The organism is Couchioplanes caeruleus (assembly GCF_003751945.1).
Lineage (GTDB): Bacteria > Actinomycetota > Actinomycetes > Mycobacteriales > Micromonosporaceae > Actinoplanes > Actinoplanes caeruleus.
In genome coordinates, this window is record NZ_RJKL01000001.1 from 4,882,949 (window position 1) to 4,900,337 (window position 17,389).

The 17,389-nt window shown below is 72.9% G+C and carries 15 protein-coding genes; 9 read left to right on the forward strand and 6 right to left on the reverse strand.

What is annotated here, in order from left to right; translation table 11 throughout:
- Positions 1-3: 3 nt before the first annotated feature.
- A complete protein-coding gene (locus tag EDD30_RS21680) occupies positions 4-306 on the forward strand; it encodes a WhiB family transcriptional regulator (protein ID WP_041832981.1) in 303 nt (100 codons plus the stop codon).
- Here EDD30_RS21680 and bagB read toward each other — a convergent pair whose 3' ends face one another.
- The 3 genes from bagB to EDD30_RS21695 all read right to left on the reverse strand — a co-directional run bounded on the left by bagB (position 307) and on the right by EDD30_RS21695 (position 3,523).
- Positions 307-1,461 carry an ArsA family ATPase gene (gene bagB, locus EDD30_RS21685; RefSeq protein ID WP_071805781.1) on the reverse strand — a complete coding sequence of 385 codons (1,155 nt, stop codon included), beginning with the start codon at positions 1,459-1,461 and terminating at the stop codon, positions 307-309.
- 80 nt (positions 1,462-1,541) lie between these two features.
- On the reverse strand, positions 1,542-2,492 hold the full coding sequence (bagA, locus tag EDD30_RS21690; protein WP_071805780.1) for an ATPase BagA: 951 nt from the start codon (positions 2,490-2,492) through the stop codon (positions 1,542-1,544).
- A gap of 32 nt (positions 2,493-2,524) precedes the next feature.
- Entirely contained in the window at positions 2,525-3,523 is a 999-nt protein-coding gene (locus EDD30_RS21695; protein WP_084556417.1) for an Rv0361 family membrane protein, read from the reverse strand.
- Positions 3,524-3,681: 158 nt separating this feature from the next.
- On the opposite strand from EDD30_RS21695, the gene sp36 reads away from it, so the two are divergent.
- From sp36 to EDD30_RS21715, 5 genes are all read left to right on the forward strand, one after another.
- A complete protein-coding gene (gene sp36, locus EDD30_RS39280) occupies positions 3,682-3,837 on the forward strand; it encodes a Sp36 family protein (RefSeq protein ID WP_170047281.1) in 156 nt (51 codons plus the stop codon).
- A complete protein-coding gene (locus tag EDD30_RS21700; protein WP_071805779.1) occupies positions 3,834-4,325 on the forward strand; it encodes a RidA family protein in 492 nt (163 codons plus the stop codon). Before sp36 ends, EDD30_RS21700 begins: the two co-directional genes overlap by 4 nt.
- A gap of 100 nt (positions 4,326-4,425) precedes the next feature.
- On the forward strand, positions 4,426-5,217 hold the full coding sequence (locus EDD30_RS21705; protein ID WP_071805778.1) for an MBL fold metallo-hydrolase: 792 nt from the start codon (positions 4,426-4,428) through the stop codon (positions 5,215-5,217).
- On the forward strand, positions 5,214-8,858 hold the full coding sequence (locus EDD30_RS21710) for an adenylate/guanylate cyclase domain-containing protein (protein ID WP_071805777.1): 3,645 nt from the start codon (positions 5,214-5,216) through the stop codon (positions 8,856-8,858). The genes EDD30_RS21705 and EDD30_RS21710 overlap by 4 nt, the downstream gene beginning before the upstream one ends.
- Positions 8,859-8,889: 31 nt before the next feature.
- Positions 8,890-10,398, forward strand: a complete 1,509-nt coding sequence (locus tag EDD30_RS21715) for a serine/threonine-protein kinase (protein ID WP_071805776.1) — start codon at positions 8,890-8,892, stop codon at positions 10,396-10,398.
- Positions 10,399-10,410: 12 nt separating this feature from the next.
- Here EDD30_RS21715 and EDD30_RS21720 read toward each other — a convergent pair whose 3' ends face one another.
- The 3 genes from EDD30_RS21720 to EDD30_RS21730 all read right to left on the reverse strand — a co-directional run bounded on the left by EDD30_RS21720 (position 10,411) and on the right by EDD30_RS21730 (position 14,820).
- Entirely contained in the window at positions 10,411-12,417 is a 2,007-nt protein-coding gene (locus tag EDD30_RS21720) for an ATP-binding protein (protein ID WP_071805775.1), read from the reverse strand.
- Between the two features lie 28 nt (positions 12,418-12,445).
- A complete protein-coding gene (locus EDD30_RS21725; protein ID WP_071805774.1) occupies positions 12,446-13,891 on the reverse strand; it encodes a carboxyl transferase domain-containing protein in 1,446 nt (481 codons plus the stop codon).
- Positions 13,892-14,142: 251 nt separating this feature from the next.
- Complete coding sequence (locus tag EDD30_RS21730; RefSeq protein WP_023562908.1) at positions 14,143-14,820, reverse strand: Crp/Fnr family transcriptional regulator; 678 nt, start codon at positions 14,818-14,820, stop codon at positions 14,143-14,145.
- A gap of 307 nt (positions 14,821-15,127) precedes the next feature.
- On the opposite strand from EDD30_RS21730, the gene nth reads away from it, so the two are divergent.
- Genes nth through EDD30_RS21745 form a run of 3 tightly spaced genes read left to right on the forward strand, consistent with a single transcriptional unit; the run spans position 15,128 to position 17,387 of the window.
- Positions 15,128-15,964, forward strand: coding sequence for an endonuclease III (gene nth / locus EDD30_RS21735; RefSeq protein ID WP_244945351.1), 837 nt, complete (start codon positions 15,128-15,130; stop codon positions 15,962-15,964).
- Entirely contained in the window at positions 15,961-16,623 is a 663-nt protein-coding gene (locus EDD30_RS21740) for a TlpA family protein disulfide reductase (protein ID WP_244945352.1), read from the forward strand. The genes nth and EDD30_RS21740 overlap by 4 nt, the downstream gene beginning before the upstream one ends.
- A complete protein-coding gene (locus EDD30_RS21745; RefSeq protein ID WP_071805772.1) occupies positions 16,620-17,387 on the forward strand; it encodes an NUDIX hydrolase in 768 nt (255 codons plus the stop codon). Before EDD30_RS21740 ends, EDD30_RS21745 begins: the two co-directional genes overlap by 4 nt.
- Positions 17,388-17,389: the final 2 nt, after the last annotated feature.

Below are 17,389 nucleotides of genomic sequence, written 5' to 3' on the forward strand. Positions count from 1 at the left end.
CAGATGGGGATGATCAGCGACTGGCCCAGCATGGCGGCGTGTCAGAGTGGCGACCCTGACGCGCTTTTTGTGCAGGGCGCCGAGCAGAACGTGGCGAAGAGAATCTGCCGAAGCTGCCCGGTCCGCTACGAATGCCTCGCCGACGCACTGGACAACCGGATCGAATTCGGAGTCTGGGGAGGCATGACCGAACGGGAGCGGCGGGCTCTGCTGCGCCGGCACCCGCACGTGGCGAGCTGGCGCAAGATGTTCGAAGCCGCACTGCGTGAGAAGGGCGCCGACAAGGTGCTCGTCTCCACCCGCTGATTAGGTGGAAATTCCGGCGGTGAGCGTATCGCCGATCGTTCGCAGCCCGTCGACGTCGTGGACGTCGGCGGGCTGCGCCGTCACCGACACCGTGGGCACGTCCGGGAAAGCGCCGGTGAACTGCGCGGCCACGCGTACCTCTCGATCGATCTGCCGGAGCAGCCCGGCATGCACCCGTAGCGCGTCGGCCGTGGTCTGCTGATCGCCCTCGGCGTCGAGGGCGGCCGCCCCGGCCTCGGCCGCGGCCAGCGGGACCGACTCCAGCGCCGCGCGGTGGGTGCGGTTGAGCACCAGACCGGCGAGCGGCATGCGCTCGGCGACCAGCCGCTCGGCGAAGTACGCGGCCTCGCGGACCGCGTCGCGCTCCGGCGCGGCGACCAGCAGGAAGGCCGTCTGCGGGTCCTGCAGGATCCGGTACGTCTCGTCGGCGCGCTGCCGGAAGCCGCCGAACATGGAGTCCAGCGCGGCGACGAAGCCGGACAGGTCGGTGAGGAGCTGGGCGCCGAGGATCTTCTGCACCGCCCGGGAGAAGAGTCCGAACGAGGCGGTGACCAGGCTGAACATGCTCCGCCCGCCGCGCGCCGGAGCCATCAGCATGCGCAGCATGCGGCCGTCGAGGAAGCGCGACAGCCGCGCGGGCGCGTCGAGGAAGTCGAGCGCGGAGCGCGACGGCGGCGTGTCCACCACGATCAGGTCCCACTCGTCGCGGGAGCGCAACTGACCGAGCTTCTCCATCGCCATGTATTCCTGCGTGCCGGAGAAGGTGGAGCTCATGGCCTGGTAGAAGGGGTTCCCAAAGATCTCCGCGGCGCGCTGTGGCGAGGTGTGCGCCTGCACGACCTCGTCGAACGTGCGCTTCATGTCGAGCATCATGGCGTGCAGCTCGCCGCCGGCCGCCTCGGTGTCGATGCCCTTGACCTGCCGGGGCGTGTTGTCCAGCTCGGTCAGGCCCATCGACTGGGCCAGGCGGCGCGCCGGGTCGATGGTCAGCACCACCGTGCGCCTTCCGTGCCGTTCGGCGGCGCGTAGCCCGAGCGCGGCCGCCGTGGTGGTCTTGCCGACGCCGCCGGCGCCGCAGCACACCACGATGCGGGTCGACGGGTCCGCCAGCAGGGCGTCGACGTCCAGGCGCGGGGCGGTCTGATCAGCGGCCACGATTCGAGCGTACTGACTCGGGGCTCGGGTCGCGGGGTGGAGCGCGGTGCTGTGTGGCCGGTCAGACAATCAGCATGAGCTCAGACACCCATGAGTATGTCGGCGAGCCGGTTCAGCCCGTCGAGATCCACCCCGCCCTCCAGCAGAGGCAGTTCCACCATCGGATGGTCGCTCTCGGCGAGATCGGCGCGCAGCGACTCCTCGAGCTCGCGCCGGGTCAGATGCGCCTTCGCCTCGGCGTGCAGCGCGGCCACCGTCGCCGGGTCGGTCGGCAGCCCGGCCGCGGTCAGGCCGCGCTTGAGCTCCGCCTTGGTCACCTTCGCGCCGGCCAGCAGCGGAGGCCGGGCGCCGTTGACGATGATCCGGCCGACCGGGATGTGCAGGGCGTTCAGTTCCGCGATGGCGTCGAGGCTCTCCTGCACGGGCATCTCCTCCAGCAGCGTGACCACGTGCACGGAGGTGATCGGCGAGCGCAGCAGCGAGGCGACCCCGTCGCTCTGCGTCTTGATCGGTCCCATCTTCGCCAGCTTGGCGGTCTCCGCGGTCACGTTGAGGAACCGTCCGATGCGGCCGGTCGGCGGCGCGTCGAGCACGACCGCGTCGTACGCCCGGCGCCCGTCCGACGAGCGGGTGGTCGCCTCCTTGACCTTGCCGGTGAGCAGCACGTCGCGCAGGCCGGGAGCGATGGTGGTGGCGAAGTCGATGGCGCCGATCTTGCGGAGCGCGCGCCCGGCGGCACCGAGCTTGTAGAACATGTCGAGGTATTCGAGCAGGGCTTCCTCGGGGTCCACGGCGAGCGCCCGGACCTCGCCGTGCGCATCGGGCGGGATGGCGATGCGCCGCTCCGCGTAGGGCAGCGGTTCGGTGCCGAAGAGCTGGGCGATGCCCTGCCGTCCCTCCACCTCGACCAGCAGCGTGCGGTGCCCGCCGGCGGCCAGGCCCAGGGCCAGCGCCGCCGCCACGGTGGTCTTGCCGGTGCCGCCCTTGCCCGTCACCACGTGGAGCCGAGCGGGCCAATCGCTTCTACCCACGCCTTCGAGCGTACGGGCTCACGTCGCGAAGCTCAGCCGGCGACGTCGCAGACGAGCCAGCCGGTCTTGCGGACCACCGTGAACGTCAACTGCTGCTGTGCGCTCTTCTCGTCGTCGGTGGTCACCGTGAGCTGGACGGCCACCGTGGCCTTCTCCTCGTCCTGACCCGACACGGCCGGCTCGCTCCAGCGGTAGGTCGGCGCCTGGTACTCGTTCGCGTACCCCTTGATCTGGTCGACCCGCTCCTGGAGTTTGTCCTCGTCGCGCGCCTCGCGGCAGACGTGGTCGCCGGCCGAGGTCGCGTCCTTCTGCGTGTAGACCGACGTCAGGAAGCGGTCGACGGCCGTGCCCGGATCCGGCGAGCCCTTGCCGCTGTCGGCGTTGCGGAGCAGTAGGAGCGCGGACAACGTGCCGCCACCGAACAGCAGGAGCAGCACCCCCAGGGCCAGCCCGATCCAGAGTCCGGGGCGCTTACCGCGGCGCGGCTGTTCCTCGGCGACCGTCTCGGTGTGGTGCGGGTCGAACGGCACCTGCCACGGCTGCGGCAGCATGCTCAGCGGGATCGCCTCGGTCGGCTGGTCGTGCTGGACGCCGGGCTGCACCTCCGCCGGCGGCGAGTGCTCGAAGGCGAGGTGGTCGGGCGGGTGCGTGTGCCACTCGCCGGGCTTCTCGTGCTTGGCGTGGAACGGCTCGGTCGGCGGCGGCTGATGCCAGACGACCTCGCCCTCGACCGTCTCTGCGTGCAGGGCGTCGCCCTGCAGCGGCTCCCCGACCACCGCCGTCAGCCCGATGGAAGCCTGCGCCGGGGGCTGTGCGTGACCGGGCTCCGCGGTCTGCGGACCGTTCGGCGGCCATTCCGGCGGAGCCGTCGCCGGGACAGCGGGGTGGCCGGGCTCGCCCGGGTACGCGCCCATGGGCGGCCAGGCCGGGGGAGCGCTCGGCGCGGTGGCGTCGATGAAGTCGGTGGCGGGTGCCTCCGCGGCCGCGATCGATGAGGTCCGCCCGGGTTCTCCCTGCGACGGTCGCGTCATCGTGCCCCCCTGTCTTCCACCTGCGGAGGAGTCGCACCACCCCCACGTCAGGGTAATGGAATCCGGTCGGCCGCGAGGCCGCTCCGCCCGCCTGGCTAGGCTGTCGCCGAAGTGCGGGCCGGCGGGCTCGAGCGGACTATCTCTGGGAGCTGCGAGCAATGCAGAAGTGGGAGTACGTGACCGTGCCGCTGCTGGTCCACGCGACCAAGCAGATCCTCGACAACTGGGGTGACGACGGCTGGGAGCTGGTGCAGGTCGTGCCGGGCCCGAACCCGGAGCAACTGGTGGCCTACATGAAGCGGGCGAAGGCGTGAGCGCGCCGACGCCGGTCAGCGGCGAGGGCGGCGCGGACGCGTACGCGAAGTTGGCCGAGCTGGGCCTGACCCTGCCGACCGTGGTGGCGCCCATCGGGTCGTACGTGCCGGCGGTGCAGTCCGGAAACTACGTCTACACCTCCGGGCAATTGCCGATGGTGGACGGGAAGCTGCCGTTCACCGGCAAGGTCGGCGCGGACGTCACCGCCGAGCAGGGCACGGAGATGGCCCGGTACTGCGCCCTGAACGCCCTCGCGGCGATCGACGCGCTGGTGGGCCTGGGCCGGATCACCAAGATCGTGAAGCTGACCGGCTTCGTGGCGTCGGCCGAGGGCTTCACCGGGCAGCCGGCGGTCATCAACGGTGCCTCGAACCTCTTCGGTGACGTCTTCGGAGAGCTCGGACGGCATGCCCGCAGCGCCGTCGGCGTGTCGGAGCTGCCGCTGGGCGCGCCGGTCGAGGTGGAGGTCATCGCCGAGGTCGCCTGACGCCGGGTCCGGCCCGGGCCGAGATCCCGGGCCGGGCCGGGCGCCGGGTGACCGCCGGTCGCACCACGTGTGTTCGGTCCCGTGGCCGTGGGGACGTACCATGCGCTGGGGGGTGGCGTCTGTGTCGTCGCAGGTCGAGCGGTTGCCGGAGTGGGTCACGACGCTGCTGGCACCCAACGCGGGGCCGATGACGCTGGACGGCACCAACACCTGGGTGCTGCGGGCGCCGGGCGCCCACGACGCGGTGGTCGTCGACCCCGGCCCCGACGACGCAGGGCATCTCGCCTCCATCGCGGAGAACCGGCCGCTGAGCGCCATCCTGATCACGCACGGCCACCACGATCACGTGGAGGGCGCCGAGACGCTCTCCCGCATGCTGGGCGGGGTGCCGGTCCTCGCCGCCGATCCGAGACACGGCGATCCGCTGCCGCCCAGGATGCGGCTCGCGGGACTGGACATCGAGGTCGTCGCGACGCCGGGGCACACCGGCGACTCGGTGTGCTTCGTGGTCGAGGACGCCGTGTTCACCGGTGACACCCTGCTGGGCCGGGGCACGACCGTGGTGGCGTGGCCCGACGGCGACCTCGGGGCGTACCTGGACAGCCTCGAGACGCTGCGGGCGTACCCCTTGCTGATGCTGCCCGGTCACGGCCCGGTGCGGCCCGACTGCGCCGAGGTGGCGACGGCCTATCTGGCGCACCGGCGGGAGCGGCTCGACCAGGTCCGCGCCGCGCTCGCCGCGGGCGCCGGGACCGCCGAGCAGGTCGTCGACGCGGTTTATCCCGACATCGATCCTGGCGTGCGGTTTGCCGCCGAGTGGTCCGCGCGCGCCCAACTCGAGTTTCTGAGGCGGGAATCACCGCCCACCCGGGAACGGTTGGACCCGCTGTGACCTGTCCCGTGTGCGGAACCGTGGCCGTACCCGGCGCGCGGTTCTGTCACAACTGCGGTGCGGCCCTGCCCGCCGCCGCGACCCTGCCCGCGGCGGAGCGGCGCATCGTGACGGTGCTCTTCGGCGACCTCTCGGACTTCACCTCCTGGTCGGAGGACCTCGACCCCGAGCGCGTCGGCGCGGTCACCGACCGGGTGCTCGCGGCGCTCGCCGGCGCCGTCAAGACCTTCGGCGGGCACGTCGACAAGCTCACCGGCGACGGGATCATGGCGGTCTTCGGGGCGCCGGTGGCGCACGAGGACGACGCCGAGCGCGCCGTTCGCGCCGCGCTGAGCATGCAGCGCGCGGTCCGGCGGGTGCTGGACGACGAGCGCGGCGGCGGCGCCCCGCTCGGGTTGCGCGTCGGCCTGAACACCGGCGAGGTCGTCGCCGGCATCCAGGCCTCGATCGAGTACACGGTCATCGGCGACACCGTGAACACCGCCGCCCGGCTGGCCGACGCCGCCGCGGTCGGTGCCGTCTACGCGGGCGCGCGCACCTCCGCCGGCACCCGGCACGTCGCTTCCTGGCGGCAGTTGCGGGCCTTGCGGCTCAAGGGCAAGCGGGAGCCGGTGCCGGCGTACGAGCTGCTCGGCCTGCACGACGCCCCGGGAACCCGGTCGGGTGTGGGCGACGAGGCGCCCTTCGTGGGCCGGGAGACCGAGCTGGGCCGGGTCGCCGGCCGGCTCGCCGAGGTGATCGACTCCGGCAATCCGCGGGTGATGGTGATGACCGCGGAGGCCGGCATCGGCAAGACCCGGTTCGCGGGGGAGGTCAAGCGCCTGGCGGCCGGCTACGACGTGGGCGCCGGGCGGTTCGCCGCGCACACCGGTGCCCGCGTGCTGCGGGCCCGGTGCCGGGCGTTCGGCGAGCGGCGGCGGTTCGCACCCCTGGCGGACCTGGTGCGCAAGTCCGTCGGCCTGCCCAAGGACGTCGCCTCGACGATCAGCCGCGCGGTGGTCGAGGAGCGGCTGCGCAAGCTGGTCGCCCGGCTGAGCCGCGACGGCGAGGCGCCGGAGATCGACATCGACCGGCTGCTCGCGCTGCTCGGGTACGGCGAGGTGCCGGCGAACCCGGTCGGCGTGGCCGCGGTCGCGGAGTGGCAGCCGACCGGCGGCGCCCAGCCCGACTCCGAGACGATCCCGATCGCGGTCGCGGGGCTGCTGACCGCGCTGGCCAGGGAGGCGCCGCTGGTCGTCATCGTCGACGACCTGCACGACGCCACCGCCGAGACCATCGACGCGCTCGGCGGAGTGCTGTCGCGCCTCGACGGGCCGGTGGTCATGCTGCTGCTCGGTCGCCCCGAGCTGGTGCGTACGGCGGGCGCCCTGACCCGCCTCGCGGACGCCGAGATCCACACCCTGCCGCCGCTGCGCGGTGCGGACGCGTCCCGGCTGCTCACGTCGTACCTGAACGGCGGGAAGCTTCCGCAGGCGGACGCGGACCGCCTGCTGGCCACCGCGCAGGGCAATGCCTTCTACCTGGCCGAGCTCGTCACGCTGCTGCTGGAGCGCGGCGCGCTGATGCCCGCTGTCGGTGCGAACGCGGCCGGGAAGTGGCAGCTCGCCGGCGGGGCGATGGACAGCCGGCTGCTCTCCCGCGACCTCGCCGCCGTGCTCGCGGCGCGTATCGACGCCCTGCCGAGCGAGCCCCGTTCGGTGCTGCGCGACGCCGCCGTGGTGGGCGACACCGTGCCGACCGGGGTGGTGGAGGCGCTGCGCGAGCGCCGGTCGCCGGGCGACGCGCGCTCGGGCGCGGTCGCCGCGGTCGAGCTGGAGCGAGCGGTCGACGAGCTGCTGCAGCGCCGCATGCTGCACCGGGTGCGGGGCGGATACGCGTTCACCACGCCGCTGATGCGCGAGGCGGCCTACGCGGGCATCGGCAAGGCCGACCTGGCGGGCCGGCATGCCTACCTCGCGCGCTGGGCGGCGCCGGAGACCATCGACGCGCTCGGCTACGACGGCGCCTCCCGGCTGAGTCTGGGCGAGAACGAGCGGGACGCGTTCGTGGCCACCCACGCCGAGTGCGCGATGGAGCTGGCCGACGCCGTCCGGCTGCGCCCCGACGCCAGCGTCCGCAACGTCGCGCCGCTGGGCGTCGCGGCGCTCGGCCGGCTGGCCCGGCGGGCGCTCGCCAACATCGAACCGGCCTCCTCGATCGCGTACGCCGAGCGTGCCGCAGCGCTCGCCAAGGACGCTCTGCCCCTGTCCGATCAACTCGTGCACGCGCGGGCGCTGCTGCGCCTGGGCCGCGCCGACGAGGCGCTGACCTGCGGCGAGAAGATCGCCGAGACCGCCGACGACGAGCCGGTGTGCCGGGCGGAGGCGCTGCTGGTGGTGGGCCGGGCGCGGGAGGCGATGGGCGATGTGCCCCGGGCGGTGACCGCCTGGCAGGAGGCCCTGAAGGTGGCGACCGACGCCGAGCTGGCTCCGGAGCGGGCCAACGCCATGCGCCGGCTGGGCATGGCCGACTTCCTGGCCGGCAAGCTCAGCCAGGCGAGCAGCCGGTTCGCGGCCGCGTACCAGGTGACGCTGGCCGCGGGCGACCGGCACGGGCAGGCGTGGGCGCTGCAGAACCTCGCGTGGGTGACGACCACGCGCGGGGACTTCCCCGGCACCGACGCGGTGCTGGGCCGGGCCGCCCGGCTCTTCGCCGAGCTCGGTGACCCGGTGGGACGCGCGTGGCTGCGCGGCACGACGGCGTTCGCCCGGCTGCTGGCCGGGCGGCTGCAGGAGTCGCGGCGGCTGGCGCGCATCTTCCTGCCCTTCGGCGACCGGGTCGGCGAGGGCTGGGCGGTCGGCACGCTGCGGGCGGTGGAGGCGTACGCGTCCGCGGAGCTCGGCGACCTCGCGGAGGCCGACGGCGAGGCGCGCCGGGCGTACCGGGACTTCGACAAGGTCTCGGACGACTGGGGCCGCGGCCTCGCGCTGGTCGTCCGCGGGGTCATCGCCCGGGGCCTGGGCGAGTTCGACCACGCCGACGACCTGCTCACCGACGCCCTCGACCACGCCGGGCGCACCGGTCACCCCCTGCTGCTCGGCATGGCCGGCACGATCCGCGGCTTCGTGGCGCTGCAGCGCGGCGACGGCGAGGCCGCCGAGGCCGACGCACGCCGGGTCATGACCGCCGTCGAGCCGCACAATCCGCTGGCGCCCGCGCAGGTGGGACCGCGGGTGCTGCTCGCCGAGGCGCGCCTGCGGGCGGGCGATCCGGGCACGGCGATCGGCCTGCTCGCCCCGATCGCGAGCGACACCAGCGGCTCGCTGCTGTTCTCACGGCGGCAGGCGCTGGCGTCGTACGCGTCCGCCCTGCTCGCCGACGGCCGGGTGGGCGAGGCGGGTGCGTGGATCCGGCGGGCGCGGGAGATCCCGGCCGAGGACGTGCGCAGCGGCGTGGTCGCGGCCATGGTGCAGGCGAGGGTCAGCGCGGCCGCCGGGGACATGTCGGCCGCGCGGGGCGCGGCGGAGGAGGCGGTGTTGCTGGCGTACGCGACCGAACAGGCGAGTGAGCGGGTCGTCGCGGAGGATCTGCGGGACGCTTTGGCATCCTCCATCGTGGAACCGCCGGAATCTGTCGCGTTCGCGTCTGACGTGCCGGGATGATCCCGCACGCGGGTCGCGTATTTTCTAAGCCGTGACGGATACCCCGCCTGGTCGCCTGCCCGTGCCCTACGTGCCAGGTATGTCCGGCTTGACCGTCATGGCTCGCGGAGGGTACGCGACCGTGTACCGAGCGACACAGGACTCGGTCGGTCGCGACGTCGCCATCAAGGTCGAGAACCGGACTCTGGACAATCCGCGTGACCAGGCCCGCTTCCTGCGCGAGGCGAAGGCGGCCGGGCGGATGTCCTCGCATCCGCACGTCGTCGACCTTTTCGACGTCGGTGTCACGGTGGATCAGCATCCGTACCTGATCATGGAGCTGTGCGACGGCTCGTACCTGGATCGCATGCGCGTCTCCCCGCTCGGCGCGGTGGAGGCCCGCGACCTGGGGGTGAAGATCGCCGACGCGCTGGTGCACTCGCACGCGAACGGTGTCCTGCACCGCGACGTGAAGCCGGCCAACATCCTGTATTCGCACTTCAACCCGGCCGTGCTCGCCGACTTCGGGCTCGCCGTGCTCGGCGAGATGCGCGACTCGTCGGTGACCCTCGAGGTGCTGACCCCCGCCTACGCGCCGCCCGAGATGTTCTCGCACGCCGACCCCTCGGGCGCCGTCGACGTGTATGCGCTCTGCGCCACCCTCTACGCCGTCATGCGGGGACGGCCGCCGCGCTGGGAGTCCGACCGCAGCCCCAGCCTGATCTCGCTGATGGACCTCTTCAACCAGCCGATCCCGGACCTTCCTGGCGTTCCGCACGCGCTCACCGAGGTCCTCCGGTACGGGATGGCCAACGACCCGCGCGACCGCCCGACCGCCGAGCAGTTGCGCGAGATGCTCGCCGGCCTGCACATGCACCCCGCCGGTCACCCCGCGCCGAACGTCTATCGGTCGTCGACGTTCGTGCCGCCCGTGCCGCGGCCGTATCCGCCCTCGCCGCAGCCGCGTCCGGTGCCGCCGGTGACGCCCACCCGGGATGCGGCCGACGAGACCCCGACCGTGCACACCGGGAACCCCAAGCGCGGCAAGCGCCGCTGGCTGTTCGGCGGCTTCGGGGTATCCCTGCTGATCGGCGCGTCGGTGGCCGGCGCGCTGCTGACGTCGTCGCATGCTCCGGCCGTACGCTCGTTCGCCTCCCGGCTCGCCGTCCCGGCCACCTCGACGCTGCCGACGGCGATGTCGCGCCTGCCGGGCTGCCTCGCCGTCCGCGCGCACTGCCCGGGCGAGCTGGAATGCTTCGCGTTGCGGCCGGAGTCCGGAGCGGTCGCCCGCGAGGTGTCCTGCGCCCGGAGGCACACCTGGGAGGTCTTCGCGGTGGGTTCCCTGCCGTCGTACGTGGACCCGCAGGACCGGGCCGCCGTGACCACGAATCCCAGCGTGCGGCGGGTGTGCAGCCGGGCGATGTTCCGGCGTACGACCACGCGCACCGACAGCACCGAATGGGCGCTGTCGGTGCTCCCGCCGACCGACGACCGGACCTTCCGCTGCCTCGCCGGGCGCGGCACCGACCAGCTCCACGGGCCGGTCCTGGCCCGCGGCTGACCCGGCCCGGTCCTACTCGGGGTCCAGCACGGCCAGCAGCTCGCCGGTGTCGACCTCGGCGCCCGGATGCACCGGCAGCGAGGCCACTACCCCCGCGGACGGCGCGTGCACCGGGTGCTCCAGCTTCATCGCCTCGAGGGTGAGCAGCAGCTCGCCCGCGCGGACGCGCTGACCCGGCACCACGAGGACCCGGCGCACGGCCCCGGGGAGCGGGGCGATCAACGAGCCCTCGGTCGCCTCCGGGGCGGGCAGCGGGAAGCGGGACAGCTCGCGCAGGGCGACCGAACCCTCGGGGCTGTCCACATACGAGACCTCGCCGACCCGGTGCACCTTGAGGCTGAGCCGGATGCCGTTGACGTCGAGGTCCACCCGCGAGCCGTCGGCGCGCACGACGACCGTGGGCGGGTGGTCGTCCAGGGTCGGCGCCTGGCCGAGCCCCGCGAGGTCGAGCTCCTCGGGATCCACCGCGCGCACCCACCAGCCCGCCAGCTCGCCGTGCCGGTTCATCCGGTAGCCGACCTCGACCGGACCGGCCGGGCCGTCGTACACGGCCGTCTGCGAGCCGGACGGGACGTTGCGCCAGCCCGACGGCAGCGAGCGCAGCACGGGCGCGGACGAGCGCCGGGCCGCGGCGCCGGCGAGAGCGGCGGCGAGGCAGGAGATGCGGACGGCGTCGACCGACGACAGCAACGGCGCGAACACCTCCGGGTGCCGGTCGAGGAAGCCGGTGTCCACGTCGCCGGCCCGGAACGCGCCGTGCCGCAGCACGCGGACGAGCAGGTCCCGGTTGGAGACCACGCCGTGCAGCTCCGTACGGGTCAGCGCCGAGGCCAGCATCCGCGCGGCCTCCTGCCGCGTCGGCGCCCAGGCCACCAGCTTGGCCAGCATCGAGTCCTGCTGGCCGCCGACCACCGAGCCGTCCACCGCGCCGGCGTCCAGGCGCAGGCCGGGCTGGGGCAGCGGGCGGAAGGAGCCGGCCACGTCCGGGACCTTGAAGCGGTGCAGGGTGCCGGTGGCGGGCAGCCAGGCGTACGCCGGATCCTCCGCGCAGATCCGCACCTCGATGGCGTGGCCGCGGATCGGCGGCGGGCCGGGCATCGGCAGGTTGCCGCCCTCGGCGACCAGCAACTGCAGGCGGACCAGGTCGTACCCGGAAACGCACTCGGTCACCGCGTGCTCGACCTGCAGGCTCGGGGTCAGCTCGACGAACCAGAAGTCGCCGTCCTCCTCCAGCAGGAACTCCACGGCGCCGGCGCCCACGTACCCGATCGACCGGACCGCGATGATCGCCGCCCGGCAGAGCTGCTCGCGCAGCGCCGGGTCGACCGCCGGCGACGGCGTCTCCTCGATGATCTTCTGATAGCGGCGCTGGACCGAGCACTCGCGCTCGCCGAACGGCACCACCGCACCGTGCGCGTCCGCGATGATCGGCACCTCGATGTGCCGCACGTTCTCCAGGTACGGCTCGCAGAAGACCTTGTCGCCGGTCTCCTGTCGGGTGGAGGCGACCGCCTCGGCGAGGGTGACCGGGTCCCGGACGACCCGCATGCCCGCGCCGCCGCTGCCGCCGGCGGGCTTGATGAGCACCGGGAAGTCGTCGACCGCCTCGGGATCGGTGAACGTCGGCAGGACCGGCACGCCGGCCTCCGCGACGACCGCCTTCGTCTCGATCTTGCTGTGCAGGGTGCCGAGCGTCTTGGCCGGTGCGCCGACCCAGATCATGCCCGCGTCGGCCACCTCGGCCGCGAACGCCGGATCCTCGGCGAGCACGCCGTCGCCGGGATGGACGGCGTTCGCACCGGCCCGCTTCGCCGCCGCGATGATGAGATCGCCGCGCAGGTACGTCGAGGACGGCGAGCCGCCGGTGAGGCGGACCGCGTAGTCCGCCTCCGTGACGTGCGGCGCGTCGGAGTCGGCATCGGAGTAGACGGCGACCGTCTCGATGCCGACCAGGCGGCAGGTGGCGAAGACCCGGCGGGCGATCTCCCCACGATCGGCCACCAGAAGACGTCGGATCACTGCTCTGCTCTACCTTTCGAAAATCGCGTCAGGGCCGGAACACGCCGATGTGCTCGGCGCCCTCGACGGCCGCGCTGTGCACCGCGGACAGGCAGAGCCCGAGCACCGTACGGGTGTCTCGGGGGTCGATGACGCCGTCGTCCGGGAGCTTCCCGAGGGGCCCGTCCGCAGGCCGCTCGACGGGCCAGCTGAACAGGAACCGCGGCTCGTACGCGCGCCCGTAGACACCCCCGGCCTCCCCGGCCGGAGTGGCGCCGATCATCAACGTCAGGTGCGGCACCGTGGACTTGGCCACCGCGTGGACCAGGGGCGCGCCGTGGCGTACGTCGGCGGCCTCGTGCGGCTCGGCCGTGGGAACGCCGGTGTACTGGACGAACAGCAGCGAGGTCGCGGTCGCGTTCGCCAACTGGATGAAATGCACGGCCTTCTGCGTCTCGGCCGGCGAGAACGCGCCGCCGAGGTTGGCGACCACGCCGATCGGATAGCCGTGCAGTTCGCCCCAGCCGGTCACCAGCCCGGTGCCCTGGGCGGGCTTGAACTCGTCGAAGTCGCTGCCGTCGAGGATCCGGGCCAGGACCTCGCGGGGGTCGAAGGGCGGCGCCGCATCCGTACCCGCCATGGTCAGCAGGTCTTCGGCGTCGTACTTCGGCGGCTCCGGCGGGTACGAGCGCGGGGCCGGACCGCGCTTGCGCCAGTTGAAGCGGCGTACGCACTGCCGCGCCAGGCGCAGCCCGTCGCGCTCGTCCTCGGCCAACTGGTCGGCCGGGCCGGTCACTCCGGCCGGGACGGTGGGCGCGCTGCGTACCTCGGGAGCGGGCCGGCCGTTCGCACCCGAGGCGCGGACCGGCTGCGGGTGGATCGTGAGCATCTTGGCGTGCCCGCGCACCATGATCGTGTAGTCGGAGAGCGCGGGCAGGTACGCCGCGTCCCCGGTCGTGGCGCCGAAGACCACGCACACCGTGGGCACCCGGTCGGCGGTCAACTGGCTGAGATCGCGGGCGATCGCGCCGCCGGGCGGCGGACCCGCGGGCGCGGCCGCGCCCGTCGACTCGACCAGGTTCACCAGCGGCAGCCGGTTCACCGAGGCGATCCGCGCGGCCCGCCGAATCTTCTCGACCGTGTACGGGTTGACCGCGCCACCGTCGACCGTCGGATCGTTGGCGATGACCACGCACTCGACGCCCTCGACGACTCCGATGCCGGTCACCACGCTGGCGCCCACGGGGAACTCGGAACCCCACGCGGCCACCGGTGAGAGCTCGAGGAAGGGACTGTCCTGGTCGAGCAGCATCTCGACCCGCTCGCGGGGCAGCAGCTTGCCGCGCGCGTGGTGGCGGGTCACCCACTTCTCGCCGCCGCCCGCGCGGGCCGCCTCCAGCGCCGTCTCGAGCTCGGCGAGCCGCTCCAGCATCGCGCTGCGGCTGGCCAGATAGGCGGGGGTGCGCGGGTCGATCGCGGTGTCCAGCACGGTCACGTCGTCACCCCGCTGCGCTGCACGCCCGCCACCTCGTTCAAAGCCGCGCCCTCTCGACCGTCGTAGTGCCTATCGACCACCTCCGTAACGAGCGGCTGACCGGGTGCGACACGGATCTTGACGGGCGGGTTCTGTCCTCCAATCAGGTGGCGATTCGCAAACTATGCGGCGCTATGACCGTTATCCGGACACGCCGAAGGGGTCGTCCGTCGGGACGACCCCTTACGTACTGCTGCGCGGTGCCGGAAAACCTAGACGCGGGCCCGGCGGGCCAGGCGCTCCGGATCCAGGATGATGACGCTCTTGCCGTCGAGCCGCAGCCAGGCCCGCGACGCGAAGTCGGCCAGCGCCTTGTTGACCGTCTCGCGCGAGGCGCCGACGAGCTGGGCCAGCTCCTCCTGGGTCAGGTCGTGCGTCACCCGCAGCACACCGCCGTCCCGGGTGCCGAAACGGCCCGCCATCTGCAGCAGGTTCTTGGCCACGCGGCCCGGCACGTCCGTGAAGATGAGGTCCGCCAGCGCGTCGTTCGTCCGGCGGAGCCTGCGGGCGAGGACACGCAGGAGCTGTTCGGCGATCTCCGGACGGTTGTTCAGCCAGGGCCGCAGGGACGACTTCTTGAGCCGGGCGAGCCGGGTGTCGGTCACCGCGGTTGCCGTCGCTGTGCGTGGGCCCGGGTCGAACAGCGACAGCTCACCGAGCATGTCCGACGGACCCATGATTGAGACCAGGTTCTGCCGGCCGTCCGCGGCGCGGCGGCCCAGCTTGATCTTGCCGGAGAGAACGATGTAAAGGCTGTCGCCCGCCTCGCCCTCATTGAAGACGATGTCGCCCTTGCGGAACTCGATCGTCTCCATCTCCTTGGCGAGCGCCTCGGCAGCCTCCGGGTCAACGCCCTGGAAGATCCCGCTGCGAGCCAGTACCTCATCCATCGCTGTACCTCCGACTACGCGCTTCGCCGCGCACGATCAGTCTAGGCGTACGCGACCCTCAAACGGGCGGGCACCCCTCGATCTGGATCTCGCAGCGTAACCGCTCCAGCCGCAGAAGACCCAAAAATCCGTCGCTCTCGGTGAGAGGCCCTCGGCCGTTCGGCGGTAATCACTTTGCGTAATCGAATCGTGGCGCCTTCCATTGATGGATGCCGTACCGTACTGCCCGATATCCCGCCCGTTTGTGGGGTTTTCATGACCTTTCTGCGGGCGAGGAATGTCGGAGGCGCGACGTACTCTTGCTCGCGTGAGTCGTCCTCCTGTTGCCGCGTCCACCGGTGCGGCCGTGCTCGACCGGTCGGCCAGGCGGTTCGCGGGAGAGACACCCGTCGGACGCAAGCGCCGAGCCCGTAAGACGGCCAGGCTGCTCGCCGAGACCCATCCCGACGCCCACTGCGAGCTCGACTTCGAGACGCCTCTGCAGCTCGCCGTGGCGACCATCCTGTCGGCGCAGTGCACCGACAAGAAGGTCAACGAGGTCACGCCCGTCGTCTTCAAGCGCTACCTGACGGCGGCCGACTACGCGGCGGCGGACCGCGCGCAGCTCGAGGAGATCCTCCGGCCGACCGGCTTCTTCCGTGCCAAGACCGACTCGCTCATCAAGCTGGGCCAGGCGCTGGTCGAGCGCCACGGCGGCGAGCTGCCCGGCAAGCTGGACCTGCTGGTCGCGCTGCCGGGCATCGGCCGTAAGACCGCCAACGTCATCCTGGGCAACGCCTTCGACGTCCCGGGCATCACCGTCGACACGCATTTCCGCCGCCTGGTCAACCGCTTCGGGTGGGTCCAGGAAGAGGATCCGGTCAAGATCGAATTTCAGGTCGCCGAGCTGATCGAGAAGCGCGACTGGACCATGCTGTCGCACCGGATCATCTTCCACGGTCGCCGCGTCTGCCACGCCCGCAAGCCGGCCTGCGGCGCCTGCACCCTGGCCGCGGTGTGCCCGTCGTACGGCACCGGCCCGACCGAGGCGGCCCCGGCCGCCCGGCTGCTCAAGGGCCCCCGGGCACGCGAGCTGGCCGTGCAGGCGGGCATCGACCCCGGCCTCGTCCCCGCGGCGGCCGTGGCGACCCCGGAGGCGCCGTGAGCAGTGACTCCCTGGGCCCTGGGCGCCGCGTCCCGGGGGCTGTGCGGCGCTGTGACACCGCGGATGCACGTCGGGCCGGCCCTGCGAGGTGGTTCAACCCGTCGCTGTGGCTGGTCCCGTCGGTGGCGCTGCTCCTCGCCGCCTGCACGACCTCCGTCGGCACGCCGGACCCCGAGAGGCCGTCGCCCTTCGCCGACTGCGCGATCCTGGCCGCGGCCTCTTCCTCGCCCCCCGGCTCTTCGGATCTTCCGGATGTCTCGCTGCCCTGCTTCACCGGGGGTGCGCAGGTGCGGATCAGCGATCTGCGCGGTCCCGCCGTCATCAACCTCTGGGGTTCCTGGTGCGGCCCGTGCCGCCAGGAACTGCCGCTGATGCAGGAGCTGGCCGACGCCACATCCGGCAGGCTGCGGGTGCTCGGCGTCGACACCAGGGACGACCGCGACGCCGGGGCGTCGTTCGCCGCCGACCACGGCGTCACGATGCCGACGCTGTTCGACCGCGATCAGGAGCTCCTGTCGGCGCTCGGACGTGCATCCCTGCCTGTGACCGTCTTCCTCGACGCTCAGGGCAAGCAGTTCGTCTACACCGGCAAGGCTCTCGACAAGCTGACGCTGGGGACGCTCGTGCGTACCCACACTGGCGTGACGGTGACCGGATGAGACCGGCGAGCGCACGGTCCGGCGGGCCGCCGAACGAGCGTCCCGGCGGGCTTCCGGGCTGGTGGGAGCCGTTGCTGACCCGCGCCACCGCCGCACGTGCCGAGGATTTCACCAGCCTGCGGCCACCCGCGTCCGGAGCCCGGCCGAGCGCCGTCCTCGTCCTGCTCGGCGAGGACCGGACCGGTCAGCCGGACCTGCTGGTGCTCCAGCGAGCCGCGACCATGCGCAACCACGCCGGTCAGCCGGCGTTCCCCGGCGGCGCCGCCGATCCCGAGGACCACGACGCCGCGGCGACCGCGCTGCGGGAGGCCCAGGAGGAGGTCGGGCTCGATCCGGCGACGGCGACCGTCCTGACCACCCTGCCGGAGCTGTACATCCCGGTGAGCGGGTTCGTGGTCACGCCGGTGCTGGCCTGGTGGCACGCCCCGCATCCGGTGCGCCCGTGCGACCCCGCCGAGGTCGCGCACGTCGCGCGGCTGCGGATCGCCGACCTGGTCGACCCCGACAACCGGATCCGGGTACGCCACCCGAGCGGCTGGATCGGCCCGGCCTTCCAGACCAGCGGCATGCTCGTCTGGGGCTTCACCGCCGCCGTCATCTCCGCGCTACTCGACATGGCCGGCTGGAGCCGACCCTGGCATCCGGGTCGCATCATGGAGCTACCAGATCCCGCACACCTGCCCGGCCCCGCGCCATTGCCCAACGGATCCGTTCCGGTCGCCGACGCGTCGGCCGCCGCCACCTCCGACGAGGTGGTCTCGTGACC